Source organism: Bacteroides sp. 4_1_36 (genome assembly GCF_003466325.1).
Taxonomy (GTDB): domain Bacteria; phylum Bacteroidota; class Bacteroidia; order Bacteroidales; family Bacteroidaceae; genus Bacteroides; species Bacteroides uniformis.
The window spans coordinates 24,217-41,935 of the sequence record NZ_QSOX01000028.1 but is presented as its reverse complement, the minus strand read 5'-3'; the positions used below and the strand labels follow the sequence as shown (position 1 = coordinate 41,935).

Below are 17,719 nucleotides of genomic sequence, written 5' to 3'. Positions count from 1 at the left end.
CGTTTTCAGAAGAAGCCTCCGTGTCTGATAAGGATACGGAGGCTTTGTTCGTTTTATATCTTTACATATACTTGGATGCCGGCATGGATTGTTCTTGTGTTTTAGGCCATGAGTTTTCTGCTGATTTGTAGTGATATCAGGGTGAAATGAACATAAAAAAATGAATATTTTACTCTAAATACTACATAATGAGGATAATTATTCGTATCTTTGTCGCCCGAATAAACAAAAGAAGCTTTGGGAAAGTTTGATAAATACAAAATAGACCTGAAAGGTATGCAAGCAGATTCATGCAAATATGAGTTTGTGCTAGACAACCTTTTCTTTGCCAATATTGATGGACCGGAAGTGCAGAAGGGTAAAGTCAATGTGGTGTTAGTTGTAAAGAAAACATCTCGTGCTTTCGAATTGAACTTCCAGACAGACGGAATGGTGTGGGTGCCATGTGACCGTTGTTTGGACGATATGGAACAGCTTGTCAGCTCGACAGATAAGCTGCTGGTTAAGTTCGGTCATGAATATGCCGAAGAAGGTGACAATCTCATTGTAATTCCCGAAGAGGAAGGTGAGATTAATGTAGCATGGTTTATGTACGAGTTTGTAGCTTTGGCCATCCCCATGAAGCATGTGCATGCTCCGGGTAAGTGTAACAAGGCAATGACCAGCAAATTGAGTAAGCATATGCGCACTACTCCGGATGATGATATGGCTGAGGACACATTTGCTCCGGAAGAAGAGGTGGAGCTGATGAATGAAGAAGAAACGCAGGTAGACCCGCGTTGGGACGAATTAAAGAAAATATTAGATAACAATTAAAGATTAAAGAAAATGGCACATCCTAAGAGAAGACAGTCAAAAACAAGAACTGCGAAGAGAAGAACTCATGATAAAGCAGTAGCTCCTACACTGGCTATTTGCCCGAATTGTGGTGAGTGGCATGTATATCACACTGTATGTGGTGCATGTGGTTACTATAGAGGTAAGCTTGCAGTTGAAAAGGAAGCTGCCGTATAATTACGGTCAGTTTGACTAAAACTTATACTTGAATATCGGGCGTCTAAAAAGATTTGTAATTTAATAAGCAAACCTTTTTAGACTACCGTTGTTTCAGTAGTTCTATAAGTAAACAAGATTTTAATGGAAAAAATAAATGCAGTAATTACAGGAGTCGGCGGTTATGTACCTGATTACGTCTTGACAAACGACGAAATCTCAAGAATGGTGGATACCAATGACGAATGGATTATGACTCGTATCGGAGTAAAGGAAAGACGTATCCTGAATGAAGAAGGGTTAGGTAGTTCCTATATGGCGCGTAAAGCTGCCAAACAGCTGATGCAACGTACTGGCGCGGATCCGGATGATATAGATCTGGTGATTGTAGCTACTTCCACTCCGGATTATCATTTCCCTTCTACAGCTTCTATTTTATGTGATAAGCTAAGGCTGAAAAATGCATATGCTTTTGACTTGCAGGCAGCCTGCAGCGGATTTCTCTATCTGATGGAGACGGCGGCCAATTTCATCCGTTCTGGAAGATATAAGAAGGTTATCATTGTGGGAGCCGACAAGATGTCGTCAATGGTTGATTATACAGACCGTGCTACTTGTCCTATCTTTGGAGACGGCGCTGCAGCTTTCATGCTCGAGCCGACAACAGAAGATGTAGGTATTATGGATGCTATTCTGAGAACCGACGGCAAAGGTTTGCCTTTCCTGCATATGAAAGCGGGTGGGTCGGTTTGTCCTCCCTCTTATTTTACTGTAGACAACCACATGCATTACATTTATCAGGAAGGACGTACTGTGTTTAAGTATGCCGTATCCAATATGTCGGATGTTAGCGCGGCCATTGCCGAGAAAAACGGTCTGACAAAGGATAGCATTGACTGGGTGATTCCGCACCAGGCCAATCTTCGTATCATTGATGCTGTGGCACATCGTCTGGAAGTTCCTCGTGAGAAAGTACTGATTAATATCGAACGTTACGGCAATACCAGTGCTGCTACGTTGCCTCTTTGCATCTGGGACTTTGAAGATAAGCTGAAGAAAGGCGACAACCTTATTTTCACTGCATTCGGCGCAGGATTTACCTGGGGAGCCGTGTATGTGAAGTGGGGATACGACGGAAAGAAGCAGTAACATACTATTGCTAAATATAATATGATAAAAACGCATCCTATTTCGATTCGATGCGTTTTTTTGTCTCAATTCAAATACTGAAGTCATGCACAAAGCAGGTTTTGTAAATATCGTGGGAAATCCGAATGTGGGCAAATCCACATTGATGAACGTTTTGGTAGGTGAGCGCATTTCTATCGCCACTTTCAAGGCGCAGACCACCCGTCATCGGATTATGGGCATCTATAATACGGATGACATGCAAATTGTGTTTTCGGACACTCCGGGTGTATTGAAGCCAAACTATAAGTTACAGGAGTCCATGCTGAATTTCTCCACTTCGGCATTGACGGATGCGGATGTGTTGCTGTATGTGACAGATGTGGTTGAGACTCCCGACAAGCATAATGACTTTGTGGAGAAAGTGGGACACTTGGACGTTCCGGTATTGCTGCTTATCAATAAGATTGATTTAAGCAACCAGGAAAAGCTGGTGGAACTGGTGGAAGCATGGAAGGAATTGCTGCCGAAGGCGGAAATTATTCCTATCTCTGCTACTTCGAAATTTAATGTGGATTATGTCATGAAGCGGGTGAAGGAGCTGTTGCCCGACTCTCCTCCCTATTTCGACAAGGACCAGTGGACGGACAAGCCGGCGCGTTTCTTCGTGACCGAAATAATCCGTGAGAAAATTCTGTTGTACTACGATAAGGAAATCCCTTATTCGGTGGAGGTGATGGTAGAACAGTTTAAGGAGGAGGCAAAGAAGATTCATATCAGTGCCGTAATCTATGTGGAGCGTGATTCGCAAAAAGGTATTATCATAGGCAAGCAGGGGAAGGCTTTGAAGAAAGTGGCTACTGAAGCGCGCCGTGATTTGGAGAGGTTTTTCGGGAAAACGATATTCCTGGAGACGTTTGTGAAAGTTGATAAGGATTGGCGGAGTTCGGACAAGGAACTGCGTAATTTTGGTTATCAGCTGGATTAAGAGTTATTCATACGACTGTGACAGTCGCAAAAAACAAAGAGTGTGAACTATGGGAAATTTAGTTGCAATCGTAGGACGTCCCAATGTGGGAAAGTCTACATTATTTAACCGTCTGACCAAGACACGTCAGGCAATTGTGAATGAGGAAGCGGGAACCACCCGTGACCGCCAATATGGAAAGACCGAATGGTTGGGACGTGAGTTCTCCGTGGTAGATACCGGCGGTTGGGTAGTGAACTCTGATGATATTTTCGAAGAAGAGATTCGTAAGCAGGTATTGATGGCGGTGGACGAAGCCGACGTGATACTGTTCGTGGTGGATGTGATGAACGGGGTTACGGACCTCGACGAGCAGGTAGCTGCCATCTTGCGTCGTGCCAAGAAGCCTGTGTTGCTGGTTGCCAATAAGACTGATAATCATGAACTGCAATACAATGCTCCTGAGTTTTACAGTTTGGGTTTGGGTGACCCTTATTGTATTTCTGCTGTAACGGGTAGCGGTACGGGCGATATGATGGACCTTATCGTCAGCAAGTTCAAGAAGGAATCTGATGAAATTCTGGACGAGGATATTCCCCGCTTTGCAGTAGTGGGACGCCCTAATGCCGGAAAGTCTTCCATAGTCAATGCCTTTATTGGAGAAGACCGCAACATCGTGACGGAGATTGCCGGTACCACGCGCGATTCTATCTATACCCGCTACAATAAATTCGGTTTTGATTTCTACCTGGTAGATACGGCGGGTATCCGTAAGAAGAACAAGGTGAATGAGGATTTGGAGTACTACTCTGTAATCCGTTCCATTCGTTCCATTGAGAATGCAGATGTATGTATTTTGATGGTAGACGCTACGCGTGGCATCGAAAGCCAGGATTTGAATATCTTCTCCTTGATACAGAAGAATGCCAAGGGGCTGGTGGTTGTGGTGAACAAGTGGGACTTGGTGAAGGACAAGACTGTGAAGGTGATGAAGACTTTCGAAGATGCTATCCGCAACCGTTTCGCTCCGTTTGTGGATTTTCCTATCATCTTTGCTTCGGCACTGACCAAACAGCGTATTCTGAAGGTATTGGAAGAGGCGCGTGATGTGTACGAAAATCGTATGACGCGTATTCCGACAGCTCGTTTGAACGAGGAAATGCTGCCGCTTATCGAGGCGTATCCACCCCCTTCAATTAAGGGTAAGTATATCAAGATAAAGTATATTACGCAGTTGCCCAATACCCAGGTGCCGTCATTTGTTTATTTTGCAAATCTTCCACAATATGTGAAAGAGCCTTACAGACGATTCCTGGAAAATAAGATGCGTGAGAAATGGAAGTTGACCGGAACTCCGATAAATATCTATATCCGGCAGAAGTAAAATATATCGTGATGATATAGTCGATTCTATTAACTGGTTTTATGAAGAGAAAGCGTCCGGAACATAGCTTCCGGACGCTTTCTTATGTAATAGGTTAGAAAATGAGGTGTGGTTTTATCCTTCAAGGTTCTGTATCTCCACTTCTTTGACTTTCCGGAATAGGTCAGATGCAAATATGAAACTGTTCAACCGCTCGTTGGTGGAAGTGAAGATATCGTCTTTATTGCCTTCCCATTCTTTGTGTCCTTCGTAAATATAGATGATTTTTTCTCCGATACCCATTACAGAGTTCATGTCATGAGTGTTGATGAGAGTAGTCATATTGTATTCTCGGGTTATATCTTGTATCAGTTCGTCGATGACAAGCGAGGTCTTGGGGTCAAGTCCTGAATTCGGCTCGTCACAAAACAAGTATTGCGGGTTTAGGGCAATGGCACGGGCAATGGCTACGCGTTTCTGCATACCGCCGCTGATTTCTCCGGGAAATTTGTCTTTGGCTTCAATCAGGTTTACACGCTCCAAGCAGAACATGGCACGACGAGTCCGATCGCGCAGGGTATCGTTGCTGAACATGTTCAGTGGAAACATCACATTGTCCAGTACCGTCATGGAATCGAACAGCGCGGCACTTTGGAAAATCATTCCCATTTCCCGGCGGAGCGCTTTCTTTTCCTTCTTTCCCATGGCGAGGAAGTTGCGGTGGTCATACAACAATTCTCCTTTGTCCGGTGTCAGCAGACCCACGATACATTTCATGAGTACGGTTTTTCCCGAACCGCTCTGCCCTATGATTAGGTTGGTCTTTCCATTCTCGAAAGTGGCATTGATATCTTTCAGTACCTCTTTCTCTTCAAATGATTTGCAAAGTCCTTTCAGTTCAATCATCCCATTAAAAGTTGAGTTAATATTAGGTCGGCGAATAAGATAAGTACGCTGCTGCATACTACGGAGTCGGTGGACGCCTTGCCCACTTCGATGGAACCGCCTTCGACGGTGTAACCGAAGAATGCCGATACGCTGGCAATGATAAAGGCAAAGAACAGTGACTTGATGATGCCGCACCAAATAAACCATTCGACAAACATGTACTGCAAGCCGTATTCCAAATCTACCGCCGACATGATGCCGCCGAACCAGCAAGTACAGAAGGCACCTATGATGCCGGCGAATATACTGAACGTCACCATCAGTGGAATGGTTGTCACCATAGCGGCAATTTTCGGTAGGATGAGATAGTTGGCAGAATTGACACCCATAATTTCAAGGGCGTCTATCTGCTGGGTGACTCGCATGGTGCCCAGCTCCGAGGCGATGTTTGACCCGACCTTTCCTGCCAGAATCAGACACATGATGGAGGAGGAGAATTCCAGCAGCATGATTTCTCGGGTTACATATCCCACTGTCCATCGAGGCATGAAAGGACTCTCGATGTTCAACTTTATCTGTATGGTGATTACAGCTCCGATGAAGAACGATATCAGCAATACGATGCCGATAGAGTTCACGCCGAGCTGTTCCAACTCGTTGACATATTGGCGGAAAAACATACGCATACGTTCGGGACGGGCAAATACGCGTCCCATCAGTATGATATATCGTCCCACTGTCTTAAGTGCTTTAAACATAACATATAAGTATTTGAATGCAAATGTACACTATTTCGGCTTATTTTTGCTACATTTGCGGCGAAAACCTTTAGAGTATGGAAGAAGAAAAAGGCATAAAGGACAATGTAGAGGAAGTTAAGGAAAATCTGCAGGCCGGACCAAGCTTGACTGCCGGGGCAGAGCCACGGGAGGAAGGTAGCATGGTGCTGCGTACGGAGGATTTGGTGAAAAAGTACGGAAAGCGTACGGTAGTGAGCCATGTGTCCATTGATGTGAAGCAAGGGGAGATTGTCGGTTTGCTGGGGCCGAATGGCGCCGGTAAGACAACTTCGTTTTATATGACCGTAGGGCTGATTACTCCCAATGAGGGACGTATCTTCTTGAATGATTTGGATATAACGAAATATCCGGTATACAAGCGTGCGCAGACGGGTATCGGTTATTTGGCGCAGGAGGCTTCCGTGTTCCGTCAAATGAGTGTGGAAGACAATATTGCATCTGTACTGGAAATGACCGACAAGCCTTTGGAGTATCAGAAAGACAAGCTGGAGAGTCTGATTGCAGAGTTCCGCTTGCAGAAGGTAAGGAAGAACAAGGGTAACCAGTTGTCAGGTGGCGAGCGGCGCCGTACAGAAATTGCCCGTTGTCTGGCCATTGACCCCAAATTTATTATGTTGGACGAGCCTTTTGCCGGTGTAGACCCGATTGCAGTGGAGGATATTCAGCAGATTGTGTGGAAGTTGAAAGATAGGAATATCGGCATTTTGATTACTGACCACAATGTGCAGGAGACGCTGAGCATTACCGATCGTGCTTATCTGCTGTTTGAAGGAAAAATTCTGTTCCAGGGTACGCCGGAAGAGTTGGCCGAGAATAAGATTGTACGTGAAAAGTATCTGAGTAATAGCTTCGTACTTCGTCGCAAGGATTTTATGAAGTAATCCCGGATACTGTCGATTGATAGAAATAAAAAAAGACCACTCATTCAGTGGCCTTTTTTTATTTCTCCTTAAATCTCTATGATTAATATTTTGGAGGTCTTGCTTCTTTCACTACCATTTGGCGGCCGAAGAATTCAGCACCGTCTAGTTCGGCAATAGCTTTAGCTGCAGCAGCGTCATCTTCCATTTCTACAAAAGCGATGCCTCTGAAACGTCCGGTGGTGCGGTCATTGATAAATTTTACAGAAGATACTGTGCCGTAATCTTCCATTGCCTTCTGCAGGTCACTCTCCTTAACGCGGTAGTTAAGGTTTCCAACATAAATGTTCATAATGAAATTGATAAAATAAATATAATGAATAAAACTCTCTTGGAAGGAAGGCTGAATAATAAATGGATTACAACGACAGAGAGTTTACAAAAGCGTTCTTGAAAACGGAAGTAAAAACCATGTAATGGAAATCGAAAAACTAATGCGCCATCATTCCGCGACAAAGAAACGCATAAAATTCGGATAAACAATGTTTTTCCTTAATTATTTTTGTAGATTGTCGTGCCTTCGGGCATCTCCCATTTCTCTTCATAGAAACTGGACGGTTCGGTTTATCATCGTCTTTTCCCTGAGTATCTTTCCCGTAAACGTCCTCCGTTGTCAGCCCGATGGTTGGGCTCTTCTACCGCTCTATCCAAGAATTAAACTGAAATAAATCGGCAATGTTCTTTTGATAATTGAAAGAATAACGCTAATTTTGCACGCCCATTTGAGATATGGAACAAAGTATAAATCAAATAAATAATTGTCAGAATGAACGTTTCATTACAAAACATTGACAAAGTAAGCGCACTGCTTACTGTAAAGCTTGAGAAAGCAGATTATCAGGAAAAAGTAGACAAATCATTGAAGAGCTTCCGTCAGAAGGCACAGATTCCCGGTTTCCGTAAGGGAATGGTTCCTATGAGCTTAGTTAAGAAAATGTATGGTAAGTCTGCATTGGCTGAAGAGGTGAACAAGCTGCTTTCAGAAACAGTATATAAGTATATCCAGGACAATAAGGTAAATATATTGGGCGAGCCTTTGCCCAACGAAGACAAGCAGCAGGAAATTGATTTCGATACTATGGAAGAGTTCGAATTCTTGTTTGATATTGCTTTGGCTCCGGAATTTAAAGCTGAAGTCAGTGCAAAAGATAAGGTAGATTACTATACTATTGAAGTTACAGACGAAATGGTGGATAACCAGGTCAAGGCTTACACTCAACGTAACGGCAAGTATGACAAGGTAGACGTTTACGAGGACAATGACATGCTGAAAGGTTTGCTTGCTGAACTGGATGAAGAAGGTAATACCAAAGAGGGTGGTATTCAGGTGGAAGGTGCTGTAATGATGCCTTCGTACATGAAAAATGATGAACAGAAAGCTATCTTTGCCGGTGCAAAAGTGAACGATGTGCTTGTATTCAATCCGAATACTGCTTGGGACGGAAATGCTGCCGAATTGTCTTCTTTATTGAAGATTGACAAGGAAGCTGCTCCCGAAGTAAAATCCAATTTCAGCTTCCAGGTAGAAGAAATCACACGTTTCGTTCCGGGTGACTTGACTCAGGAAATTTTCGACCAGGTATTTGGCGAAGGTAATGTGAAAACGGAAGAGGAATTCCGTGCCAAAGTGAAGGAAGTTATTGCCAACCAGTTCGTGGCAGACAGTGACTATAAGTTCTTGATTGACGCACGTAAGATGCTGACAGAGAAAGTAGGCAAGCTGGAATTCCCGGATGCATTACTGAAGCGCATTATGCGTCTGAACAATCCTGACAAGGAAGAAAGCTTTGTAGAGGACAACTATGACAAGAGCATCGAAGAGCTGACTTGGCACCTGATTAAAGAACAGCTGGTGAAAGCCAATGATATCAAGGTTGAGCAGGAAGACATCACAAACATGGCTAAGGAAGCTACCCGCGCACAGTTTGCACAATATGGTATGATGAGTGTGCCTGAAGAAATCCTGGAAAACTACTCAAAGGAAATGCTTAAGAAGAAAGAGAGCATAGAAGGCTTGGTTAATCGTGTGGTTGAATCTAAATTGGCTACAGCATTGAAGTCTCAGGTGGAACTGGAGCATAAGAACGTTTCTGCTGAAGAGTTCAATAAGATGTTTGCATAAGAGTAATGTGAGCCTACGGCTAAAATTTATAAAGAAACACAGAGTTTGACAAACTATAACTCTGTGTTTTTTTGTGTCTCTGTGTTCTTTTTTGTTTCTTTGTATCCTTATAAATTAAAAAATAGAAAGAAATGGATGATTTTAGAAAATACGCTACCAAGCATCTTGGTATGAACAGTTTGGTGCTGGACGATGTGATTAAATCACAAGCCGGCTATTTGAATCCCTATATCCTCGAGGAACGCCAGCTCAATGTAACGCAGTTGGACGTGTTTTCCCGTCTGATGATGGACCGCATCATTTTCCTCGGTACGCAGGTTGATGACTATACAGCCAATACTTTGCAGGCTCAGTTGCTTTATCTGGATTCGGTGGATCCGGGCAAGGATATTTCCATCTATATCAATTCGCCGGGCGGTTCGGTATATGCCGGTCTGGGTATTTATGATACCATGCAGTTCATCAGTAGTGATGTGGCTACCATCTGTACTGGAATGGCGGCAAGCATGGCAGCCGTATTGCTGGTTGCCGGTGCCGAAGGCAAACGCTCCGCATTGACCCACTCCCGCGTGATGATACACCAGCCGATGGGAGGTGCCCAGGGGCAGGCCTCGGATATTGAAATCACGGCACGTGAAATCCAGAAGTTGAAGAAAGAACTTTATACCATTATCGCCGACCACTCCCACACTCCCTTTGACAAGGTATGGGCAGATTCTGACCGTGACTACTGGATGACAGCCCAGGAGGCCAAAGAATATGGTATGGTAGATGAGGTTTTGATTAAAAAATAAATATGGCAGATTCAAGAAAGAATAAAAATAGATGCAGTTTTTGCGGTCGCACCGAAGATGAAGTCGGATTTCTCATAACGGGGATGAATGGCTATATCTGCGACAGTTGCGCCACCCAGGCTTATGAGATTACTCAGGAGGCTTTGGGGGCTGGCAAGAAGGCAAGTGCCACGAAGCTGAATCTGAAAGAACTTCCTAAACCCGTAGAAATAAAGAAGTTCCTCGATCAATATGTCATTGGTCAGGACGATGCCAAGCGTTTCTTGTCTGTGTCGGTGTACAACCATTACAAACGTCTGCTCCAGAAGGACGGCGGTGATGATGTGGAGATTGAAAAATCGAACATCATCATGGTAGGCAGTACCGGTACGGGAAAGACGTTATTGGCGCGTACTATCGCAAAGTTGCTGCATGTTCCTTTTACTATTGTAGATGCAACAGTTCTGACAGAGGCAGGTTATGTGGGTGAGGACATTGAAAGCATTTTGACACGTCTGCTCCAGGTGGCGGATTATAACGTGCCCGAGGCAGAGCAAGGTATCGTGTTTATTGATGAGATAGACAAAATAGCGCGCAAGGGTGATAATCCTTCCATAACCCGTGATGTGAGTGGTGAAGGCGTGCAGCAGGGATTGCTGAAACTGCTGGAAGGTTCTGTGGTGAATGTGCCTCCCCAGGGTGGGCGCAAGCATCCCGACCAGAAAATGATTCCGGTCAATACCAAGAATATTCTGTTCATTTGCGGTGGGGCTTTCGATGGCATTGAAAAGAAAATTGCCCAGCGGCTGAATACGCACGTTGTCGGGTATAGCGCTGTACGCAATACGGCAACCATTGATAAGAGCAACATGATGCAGTACATTGCTCCGCAGGATTTGAAGTCGTTCGGACTGATTCCCGAGATTATCGGCCGCCTTCCGGTGCTGACTTATCTGAATCCGTTGGACCGTGCGGCATTGCGCTCCATTCTTACGGAACCGAAGAATTCCATCATCAAGCAATACATCAAACTGTTTGAGATGGACAATGTGAAGCTGACGTTTGAAGATGCTGTATTTGAATATATCGTGGATAAAGCGGTAGAATATAAGTTGGGAGCCCGCGGCTTGCGTTCCATTGTGGAGACAATTATGATGGATGCCATGTTCGAAATTCCGTCAGAACAGAAGGACAATTTTGTTGTGACGTTGGACTACGCCAAGCGCCAGCTTGAAAAGGCAAATATAGCACGACTGCAAAGTGCTTAAGAATCAGATGGTAATACGGGGTAAAACCGACTATTTTACTTTTTATTGAAAAATATTCGATGGATTATGCTTGAAATTTAAGAAGTTGTTTATAACTTTGTTAGGGTTCTTTGTGAAAACAAGGCGGAGTACCACTATTAAAAGTTAACTCAATAAACAACAACCTAATGAATCATGGCAGGGAAGAAGATTAATTTGATAGACCAGCTGAAGAAATACTTCGGGTTCGATACATTTAAAGGAAATCAGGAAGCAATCATAGAGAATCTGTTGGCGGGTAATGATACATTCGTGTTGATGCCTACCGGTGGTGGAAAATCTTTGTGCTACCAACTGCCGTCCTTGTTGATGGAGGGCACGGGTATCGTGATTTCTCCTCTGATTGCCTTGATGAAGAATCAGGTCGATGCGATGCGTAACTTCAGCGAAGAGGATGGGATAGCCCACTTCATCAATTCTTCCCTAAACAAGAGCGCGATAGACCAGGTCCGGTCCGACATACTCAGTGGTAAGACAAAGCTGTTGTATGTAGCTCCGGAATCACTGACGAAGGAAGAGAATGTGGAGTTTCTGAAAACGGTGAAGATTTCGTTCTATGCCGTGGACGAAGCCCATTGTATTTCTGAATGGGGTCATGACTTCCGTCCTGAGTATCGCCGCATCCGTCCCATTATCAATGAAATAGGAAAAGCCCCTCTGATAGCGTTGACTGCGACGGCTACACCGAAAGTGCAGCATGACATCCAGAAGAATCTGGGTATGGTGGATGCGCAGGTGTTCAAGTCATCGTTCAACCGCCCGAATCTCTATTATGAGGTACGCCCCAAGACTGCAAATGTAGACCGGGACATCATCAAGTTCATTAAGAACAATCCCGAAAAGTCAGGCATTATCTATTGCCTGAGCCGGAAGAAAGTGGAGGAGCTTGCTGAAATCCTGCAGGCAAACGGAATCAATGCCCGTGCCTATCATGCCGGAATGGATTCGGCTACACGAACACAGAACCAGGATGATTTCCTGATGGAAAAAATTGATGTGATTGTAGCTACCATTGCTTTTGGTATGGGGATTGACAAACCGGATGTGCGCTATGTCATCCATTACGATATACCCAAAAGTCTGGAAGGATATTACCAGGAGACCGGACGTGCCGGAAGAGATGGAGGAGAAGGGCAGTGTATTACTTTCTATACCAATAAAGACTTGCAGAAGCTCGAGAAGTTTATGCAAGGCAAACCTGTAGCAGAGCAGGAAATTGGCAAGCAGCTTCTGCTGGAGACTGCTGCGTATGCCGAATCTTCCGTATGCCGCCGAAAAGCATTGCTTCATTACTTCGGCGAAGAATATATAGAAGAAAATTGTGGTAATTGTGACAATTGTTTAAATCCGAAAAAACAAGTGGAAGCTCAAGAATTATTGTGTACCGTGATTGAAGCTATTCTCGCGGTGAAAGAAAATTTTAAAGCGGACTATATTATAGACATAATACAAGGTAAGGAAACTTCAGAAGTGCAGGCGCATCTGCATGAAGATCTCGAAGTGTTCGGCTCTGGTATGGGCGAAGAAGACAAAACGTGGAATGCTGTGATCCGTCAGGCACTTATTGCCGGTTACCTGAGTAAGGATGTCGAAAACTATGGCTTGCTGAAAGTGACAGATGACGGTAAGAAGTTCCTTAAACATCCCAAATCATTCAAAATAGTGGAAGACAATGACTTTGAGGATGTGGAAGAGGAAGCACCTGCACGTGGAGGCGGTGCGTGTGCGGTAGACCCGGCATTGTACTCCATGTTGAAGGACTTACGAAAGAAGTTGTCCAAGAAGTTGGAAGTGCCTCCTTATGTCATTTTCCAAGACCCGTCTTTGGAAGCGATGGCGACCATATATCCGGTGACTTTGGACGAGTTGCAGAACATACCGGGTGTAGGAGCCGGAAAGGCAAAACGCTACGGCGAGGAATTCTGTAAACTCATTAAGCGGCACTGTGAGGAGAATGAGATTGAACGTCCCGAGGACTTGCGTGTGCGTACTGTGGCCAATAAGTCAAAAATGAAGGTGGCCATCATTCAGGCCATTGACCGTAAGGTGGCATTGGATGACATTGCCATGTCAAAGGGCATTGAGTTTGAAGAGCTGCTGGATGAGATAGAAGCTATCGTCTACTCCGGAACGAAATTGAATATCGACTATTTCTTGGAGGATATTATGGATGAAGACCACTTGCTGGATATCTATGATTATTTCAAGGAATCTACCACTGATAAGATTGACGATGCTCTGGATGAGTTGGGTGATGACTTTACGGAAGAAGAGGTACGTTTGGTACGCATCAAGTTTATTTCAGAGATGGCAAACTGATTGGTTTTAGTTGATAAAAAAGAAAAAAATGTTGCGTGCAAGTATACGGAATGGAATAAAAACCGTATATTTGCACGCAATAAATTTTAAACGCATAGCCCTATGTCATTTATTGCTGATAAGATTGTAATGGATGGATTAACTTATGACGACGTACTGTTAATCCCCGCTTATTCTGAAGTCTTGCCCAAAACAGTCGAACTCTCGACTAAGTTTTCACGAAACATTGAGTTAAAAATCCCGTTTGTAACTGCTGCCATGGATACGGTTACCGAAGCGAAGATGGCTATTGCCATTGCCCGCGAAGGTGGTATCGGAGTTATTCATAAGAATATGTCCATTGAGGAGCAGGCACGTCAGGTAGCTATTGTGAAGCGTGCCGAAAACGGTATGATTTATGACCCGGTGACTATCAAGAGAGGTTCTACGGTAGCTGATGCGCTGGCTTTGATGGCTGAATACAAGATTGGTGGTATTCCGGTGGTAGATGATGAAAGATATTTGGTAGGCATTGTTACCAATCGTGACCTTCGTTTTGAGAAAGATATGAATAAGCGTATCGATGAGGTAATGACTAAGGAGAACATCATTACTACCAATCCTACGACGGATATGGAGGCTGTTTCTCAAATTCTGCAAGAACATAGAATCGAGAAGTTGCCGGTAGTAGATAAAGACAACAAATTGGTAGGTCTGATTACCTATAAGGATATTACCAAGGCAAAGGATAAACCTATGGCGTGCAAGGATAGCAAAGGTCGTCTGCGCGTTGCTGCCGGAGTGGGAGTGACGAATGACACTTTGGAGCGCATGCGGGCTTTGGTGGATGCAGGGGCGGATGCCATTGTCATTGATACGGCTCACGGACATTCCAAGGGGGTTATTGAAAAATTGAAAGAAGCCAAGGCTAACTTCCCTCATATTGATATTGTTGTTGGTAATATTGCTACCGGTGAAGCTGCGAAGGCATTGGTCGAGGCTGGTGCTGATGGAGTAAAGGTGGGCATCGGTCCGGGTTCCATCTGCACTACCCGTGTAGTTGCCGGTGTGGGTGTTCCTCAGTTGTCTGCGGTTTATGATGTGGCAAAGGCACTGAAGGGCACGGGTATTCCTTTGATTGCCGATGGCGGTTTGCGTTACTCGGGCGATGTGGTGAAGGCGTTGGCTGCCGGTGGTTACAGCGTGATGATCGGTTCGCTGGTTGCCGGAACGGAAGAGTCTCCGGGCGATACGATTATTTTCAACGGTCGTAAGTTCAAGTCCTATCGGGGTATGGGGTCGCTGGAAGCTATGGAAAATGGTTCCAAGGACCGCTACTTCCAAAGCGGTACCAGTGACGTGAAGAAATTGGTTCCAGAGGGCATTGCTGCCCGCGTTCCTTATAAAGGTACTTTGTATGAAGTGATTTATCAGTTGGTTGGCGGTCTGCGTGCCGGTATGGGCTATTGCGGTGCAGCCAATATAGAGAAACTGCACGATGCCAAGTTTACCCGCATTACTAATGCAGGTGTACTCGAAAGCCATCCGCATGATGTATCTATAACCAGTGAGGCACCGAACTATAGCCGTCCAGAGTAAGATAATAACAAAATAATAGTGAATGCCCGGAGAGAGATTGCCGCTTTCCGGGCATTTTGTTTATATTTGCAGCCGTATAAAAAGAACGGATGGTGCTTATGGTTAGATTGTTTTGGGTGTTTTTCTTCCTCGGGTTCGGATTGGCTGTTTCGGCCCAGGACGATCCGGTACTGATGCGTATCAATGGAAAGGAGGTCCTCCGTTCTGAATTCGAACGTAGCTATAATAAGGGCGGTACCTCTGTCGGTGCAGGCCGGAAGGCATTGGATGCATATGTGAATAAGTTTATAGACTTCAGGCTGAAAATAGAGGCTGCCGAAGTTGCGGGATTGGATACTTCCCGTGTCTTCCAGAAGGAGCAGGATGAGTATCGCCGCTGTCTGATTAAATCATACTTGACAGATGAGGAGACGGCAGAGCAGGAGGCACGGCAGTATTATGACAAGATGAAATCCGGCCGGCGTGCGGGCCGGGTATATGTGAAGCATATTTTTAAATATCTTCCCCAGAATATTTCCGGTCATACCTTGCGTGAGATGGAGTCCAGGATGGATTCTATCTACAGGGCTCTTGCAAAGGAAGGGGGAGCTGTGCCGTCTTTCGATGCTTGCGTCGAGCAATTTTCCGATGAGAAGAAAGCGTTTTGGGTGGGTTGGCTGCAGATGCCGGTGGAGTTTGAGGATATTGTATTCGGGTTGAATGCCGGAGAGATTTCCCGTCCGTTCCTCACTCCTCAAGGCATTCATATCGTGAAAGTACTCGAACAGCAGGAAATCCTTCCTTTTGAGAGGATGAAGGACAAGATAATCCGTTGTCAAACCCGTCGTCATGGAATGGATAAAGGAACGCGGGCTTTTGTGGATAAACTGAAGAAAGAATATCACTATATGCCGGATAAAGCCGGTATCGACGAACTGCTGGCCAAAGGAAGCACTTCCCGTGTATTGTTTACACTGGATGGCAAGGCATACGGTGGAAAAGAGTTTGCCGGATTTGCCGCTGTTTATCCGGCAGGGACGCGCAGACAGTTGGAGGCTTTTACAGTAAAAACGATTCTGGACTATGAAAACTCCCGTCTGGAATTGAAGCATCCCGAATTCTGTGCGTTGGTGCAGGGGCATCGTGACAGCATGTTGCTTGCCGAAATCACTGACCGTGAAGTGGGAAAGAGGAGTGTGGTGGATGAAGCGGGATTGAAAGCATATTTTGAGGCGCACCGTTCGGACTTCCATTGGGACGAACCGCGTTATAAGGGTATTGTGCTGCATTGTACTACCAAGCGGGTGGCGAAGCAAGTACGGAAATTTCTGAAACAGATTCCGGAAGAGGAGTGGATGGATGCCATCCGTCTCACTTTCAATGCCGGCGATACTCCCAAGGTGCGGGCAGAGCAAGGATTATTTGCTCCCGGTGATAATGCATATGTGGATGAATTGGTGTTCAAAGGGAAGAATGCAACCCCGGTTTTGTCATTTCCCTTTACTGCTGTACAAGGTCGTAAGCAGAAGGGACCAGATAGTTGGCAAGAGGTGCGAGAGCCGCTCGTAACCGCTTATCGGAACTATTTGGAAACGCATTGGGTGGCAAAGTTGCGTGCTGCCGGTAAGGTTGAAATTGACCAAGAGGTTTTAAAAACCGTTAATAATCACTGATGCAACCGATTAAAACACTATCTTCGTACCTCAAAACGAAGTAAATATCAGTTGGTGATGCGAACAACCTGCTTTGGGCTTTTAATTTTCCTTCTCTGTGCGGCGTGCAGCGAGCAGCACGACCATAAAGGGTGGACACCGTTAGTGGAGTTGGACGGCAATTTCCTTTACCGGGAAGATTTGCAATCGGTACTTCCTGCCGGTTTGTCCAAAGACGACAGTCTGTTGTTTGCAGAACATTATATCCGTAATTGGGTGGAAGATATTTTGCTGTACGATAAAGCGCAGAGCAATATTCCCAATAACGGTGAGATTGATAAACTTGTGGAGAATTATCGCAAAGCATTGATAATGCATACCTATCAGCAGGCTTTAATACATCAGCGGCTATCAGAGGAGATTTCAGAACAAGACTTGACGGAGTATTACGAGAAGAACCAGGCGCTCTTCAAGGTGGAACGTCCGTTGATGAAAGGCTTGTTCATCAAAGTTCCTTTGACAGCCCCGCAGCTGGGCAATGTTCGTCGCTGGTACAAGACGGAAACCCGTGAGGCGGTGGAACATCTGGAAAAGTACAGTCTGCAGAATGCTGTGAAGTATGAGTATTTTTATGATAAATGGGTGCCGGTATCGGAAGTGCTGGATATGCTGCCCTTGAAGGTTCCTAATGTGGACGAGTATCTGGACAAGAATCGCCATGTAGAGCTGAAGGATACGGCTTTCCATTATTTCCTGAATGTGAGCGATTATCGCCCGGTGGGAGAGCAGGAACCCTATGAGTTTGCCCGTAGGCAAGTGAAGGATATGCTGCTGAACGTGAAGCAGGTGGAATTCATGAAGCAAGTGAAGGATGATTTGTACCAACGGGCGGTGAAAAGAGACAAGATTAAATATTATTTAGAATAAGAC

The 17,719-nt window shown here is 45.0% G+C and carries 16 protein-coding genes; 13 read left to right on the top strand and 3 right to left on the bottom strand.

Annotated elements, in window-relative coordinates:
- The first annotated feature begins 237 nt into the window (after nt 1–237).
- The 5 genes from DXD65_RS19140 (at nt 238) to der (ending at nt 4,472) form a co-directional block, all read left to right on the top strand.
- Nucleotides 238–816 carry a DUF177 domain-containing protein gene (locus DXD65_RS19140; protein ID WP_005829530.1) on the top strand — a complete coding sequence of 193 codons (579 nt, stop codon included), beginning with the start codon at nt 238–240 and terminating at the stop codon, nt 814–816.
- Nucleotides 817–828: 12 nt separating this feature from the next.
- Entirely contained in the window at nt 829–1,014 is a 186-nt protein-coding gene (gene rpmF, locus DXD65_RS19135; RefSeq protein ID WP_004288267.1) for a 50S ribosomal protein L32, read from the top strand.
- Nucleotides 1,015–1,137: 123 nt separating this feature from the next.
- Complete coding sequence (locus DXD65_RS19130) at nt 1,138–2,142, top strand: beta-ketoacyl-ACP synthase III (RefSeq protein WP_005829534.1); 1,005 nt, start codon at nt 1,138–1,140, stop codon at nt 2,140–2,142.
- Nucleotides 2,143–2,227: 85 nt separating this feature from the next.
- Entirely contained in the window at nt 2,228–3,109 is an 882-nt protein-coding gene (gene era / locus DXD65_RS19125; RefSeq protein ID WP_005829536.1) for a GTPase Era, read from the top strand.
- A 49-nt stretch (nt 3,110–3,158) separates the two neighbouring features.
- Nucleotides 3,159–4,472 carry a ribosome biogenesis GTPase Der gene (gene der, locus DXD65_RS19120; RefSeq protein ID WP_005829538.1) on the top strand — a complete coding sequence of 438 codons (1,314 nt, stop codon included), beginning with the start codon at nt 3,159–3,161 and terminating at the stop codon, nt 4,470–4,472.
- A 114-nt stretch (nt 4,473–4,586) separates the two neighbouring features.
- Here the strand turns inward: der and DXD65_RS19115 are convergent, their stop codons facing one another.
- Together DXD65_RS19115 and DXD65_RS19110 are read right to left on the bottom strand one after the other, a co-directional pair.
- Nucleotides 4,587–5,357, bottom strand: a complete 771-nt coding sequence (locus tag DXD65_RS19115; protein WP_005829539.1) for an ABC transporter ATP-binding protein — start codon at nt 5,355–5,357, stop codon at nt 4,587–4,589.
- Complete coding sequence (locus DXD65_RS19110) at nt 5,354–6,097, bottom strand: MlaE family ABC transporter permease (RefSeq protein ID WP_005829541.1); 744 nt, start codon at nt 6,095–6,097, stop codon at nt 5,354–5,356. Before DXD65_RS19110 ends, DXD65_RS19115 begins: the two co-directional genes overlap by 4 nt.
- A gap of 182 nt (nt 6,098–6,279) precedes the next feature.
- On the opposite strand from DXD65_RS19110, the gene lptB reads away from it, so the two are divergent.
- A complete protein-coding gene (lptB, locus tag DXD65_RS19105) occupies nt 6,280–7,020 on the top strand; it encodes an LPS export ABC transporter ATP-binding protein (RefSeq protein ID WP_034523256.1) in 741 nt (246 codons plus the stop codon).
- Nucleotides 7,021–7,102: 82 nt separating this feature from the next.
- Here lptB and DXD65_RS19100 read toward each other — a convergent pair whose 3' ends face one another.
- Nucleotides 7,103–7,351: an RNA recognition motif domain-containing protein gene (locus DXD65_RS19100; RefSeq protein WP_005829545.1), complete on the bottom strand. Its 249-nt coding sequence runs from the start codon at nt 7,349–7,351 to the stop codon at nt 7,103–7,105.
- A gap of 474 nt (nt 7,352–7,825) precedes the next feature.
- On the opposite strand from DXD65_RS19100, the gene tig reads away from it, so the two are divergent.
- The 7 genes from tig to DXD65_RS19065 all read left to right on the top strand — a co-directional run bounded on the left by tig (nt 7,826) and on the right by DXD65_RS19065 (nt 17,716).
- On the top strand, nt 7,826–9,181 hold the full coding sequence (tig, locus tag DXD65_RS19095) for a trigger factor (protein WP_005829551.1): 1,356 nt from the start codon (nt 7,826–7,828) through the stop codon (nt 9,179–9,181).
- Nucleotides 9,182–9,312: 131 nt separating this feature from the next.
- On the top strand, nt 9,313–9,975 hold the full coding sequence (gene clpP, locus DXD65_RS19090; protein WP_005829555.1) for an ATP-dependent Clp endopeptidase proteolytic subunit ClpP: 663 nt from the start codon (nt 9,313–9,315) through the stop codon (nt 9,973–9,975).
- A gap of 2 nt (nt 9,976–9,977) precedes the next feature.
- Complete coding sequence (gene clpX / locus DXD65_RS19085) at nt 9,978–11,222, top strand: ATP-dependent Clp protease ATP-binding subunit ClpX (protein ID WP_005829557.1); 1,245 nt, start codon at nt 9,978–9,980, stop codon at nt 11,220–11,222.
- A 174-nt stretch (nt 11,223–11,396) separates the two neighbouring features.
- A complete protein-coding gene (gene recQ, locus DXD65_RS19080) occupies nt 11,397–13,580 on the top strand; it encodes a DNA helicase RecQ (protein ID WP_005829559.1) in 2,184 nt (727 codons plus the stop codon).
- Between the two features lie 102 nt (nt 13,581–13,682).
- Nucleotides 13,683–15,158 carry an IMP dehydrogenase gene (gene guaB, locus DXD65_RS19075; RefSeq protein WP_005829561.1) on the top strand — a complete coding sequence of 492 codons (1,476 nt, stop codon included), beginning with the start codon at nt 13,683–13,685 and terminating at the stop codon, nt 15,156–15,158.
- Nucleotides 15,159–15,247: 89 nt separating this feature from the next.
- Complete coding sequence (locus tag DXD65_RS19070) at nt 15,248–16,810, top strand: peptidylprolyl isomerase (protein WP_005829563.1); 1,563 nt, start codon at nt 15,248–15,250, stop codon at nt 16,808–16,810.
- Nucleotides 16,811–16,867: 57 nt separating this feature from the next.
- Entirely contained in the window at nt 16,868–17,716 is an 849-nt protein-coding gene (locus DXD65_RS19065) for a peptidylprolyl isomerase (protein ID WP_005829565.1), read from the top strand.
- Nucleotides 17,717–17,719 lie beyond the last annotated feature (3 nt).

What these genes read in the sequence shown, in the direction of transcription:
- rpmF (WP_004288267.1), top strand. Translation starts at nt 829, where the DNA reads ATGGCACATCCTAAGAGAAGACAGTCAAAAACAAGAACTGCGAAGAGA.
- DXD65_RS19130 (WP_005829534.1), top strand. Translation starts at nt 1,138, where the DNA reads ATGGAAAAAATAAATGCAGTAATTACAGGAGTCGGCGGTTATGTACCT.
- era (WP_005829536.1), top strand. Translation starts at nt 2,228, where the DNA reads ATGCACAAAGCAGGTTTTGTAAATATCGTGGGAAATCCGAATGTGGGC.
- der (WP_005829538.1), top strand. Translation starts at nt 3,159, where the DNA reads ATGGGAAATTTAGTTGCAATCGTAGGACGTCCCAATGTGGGAAAGTCT.
- DXD65_RS19115 (WP_005829539.1), bottom strand. Translation starts at nt 5,357, where the DNA reads ATGATTGAACTGAAAGGACTTTGCAAATCATTTGAAGAGAAAGAGGTA.
- DXD65_RS19110 (WP_005829541.1), bottom strand. Translation starts at nt 6,097, where the DNA reads ATGTTTAAAGCACTTAAGACAGTGGGACGATATATCATACTGATGGGA.
- lptB (WP_034523256.1), top strand. Translation starts at nt 6,280, where the DNA reads ATGGTGCTGCGTACGGAGGATTTGGTGAAAAAGTACGGAAAGCGTACG.
- DXD65_RS19100 (WP_005829545.1), bottom strand. Translation starts at nt 7,351, where the DNA reads ATGAACATTTATGTTGGAAACCTTAACTACCGCGTTAAGGAGAGTGAC.
- tig (WP_005829551.1), top strand. Translation starts at nt 7,826, where the DNA reads ATGAACGTTTCATTACAAAACATTGACAAAGTAAGCGCACTGCTTACT.
- clpP (WP_005829555.1), top strand. Translation starts at nt 9,313, where the DNA reads ATGGATGATTTTAGAAAATACGCTACCAAGCATCTTGGTATGAACAGT.
- clpX (WP_005829557.1), top strand. Translation starts at nt 9,978, where the DNA reads ATGGCAGATTCAAGAAAGAATAAAAATAGATGCAGTTTTTGCGGTCGC.
- recQ (WP_005829559.1), top strand. Translation starts at nt 11,397, where the DNA reads ATGGCAGGGAAGAAGATTAATTTGATAGACCAGCTGAAGAAATACTTC.
- guaB (WP_005829561.1), top strand. Translation starts at nt 13,683, where the DNA reads ATGTCATTTATTGCTGATAAGATTGTAATGGATGGATTAACTTATGAC.
- DXD65_RS19070 (WP_005829563.1), top strand. Translation starts at nt 15,248, where the DNA reads ATGGTGCTTATGGTTAGATTGTTTTGGGTGTTTTTCTTCCTCGGGTTC.
- DXD65_RS19065 (WP_005829565.1), top strand. Translation starts at nt 16,868, where the DNA reads ATGCGAACAACCTGCTTTGGGCTTTTAATTTTCCTTCTCTGTGCGGCG.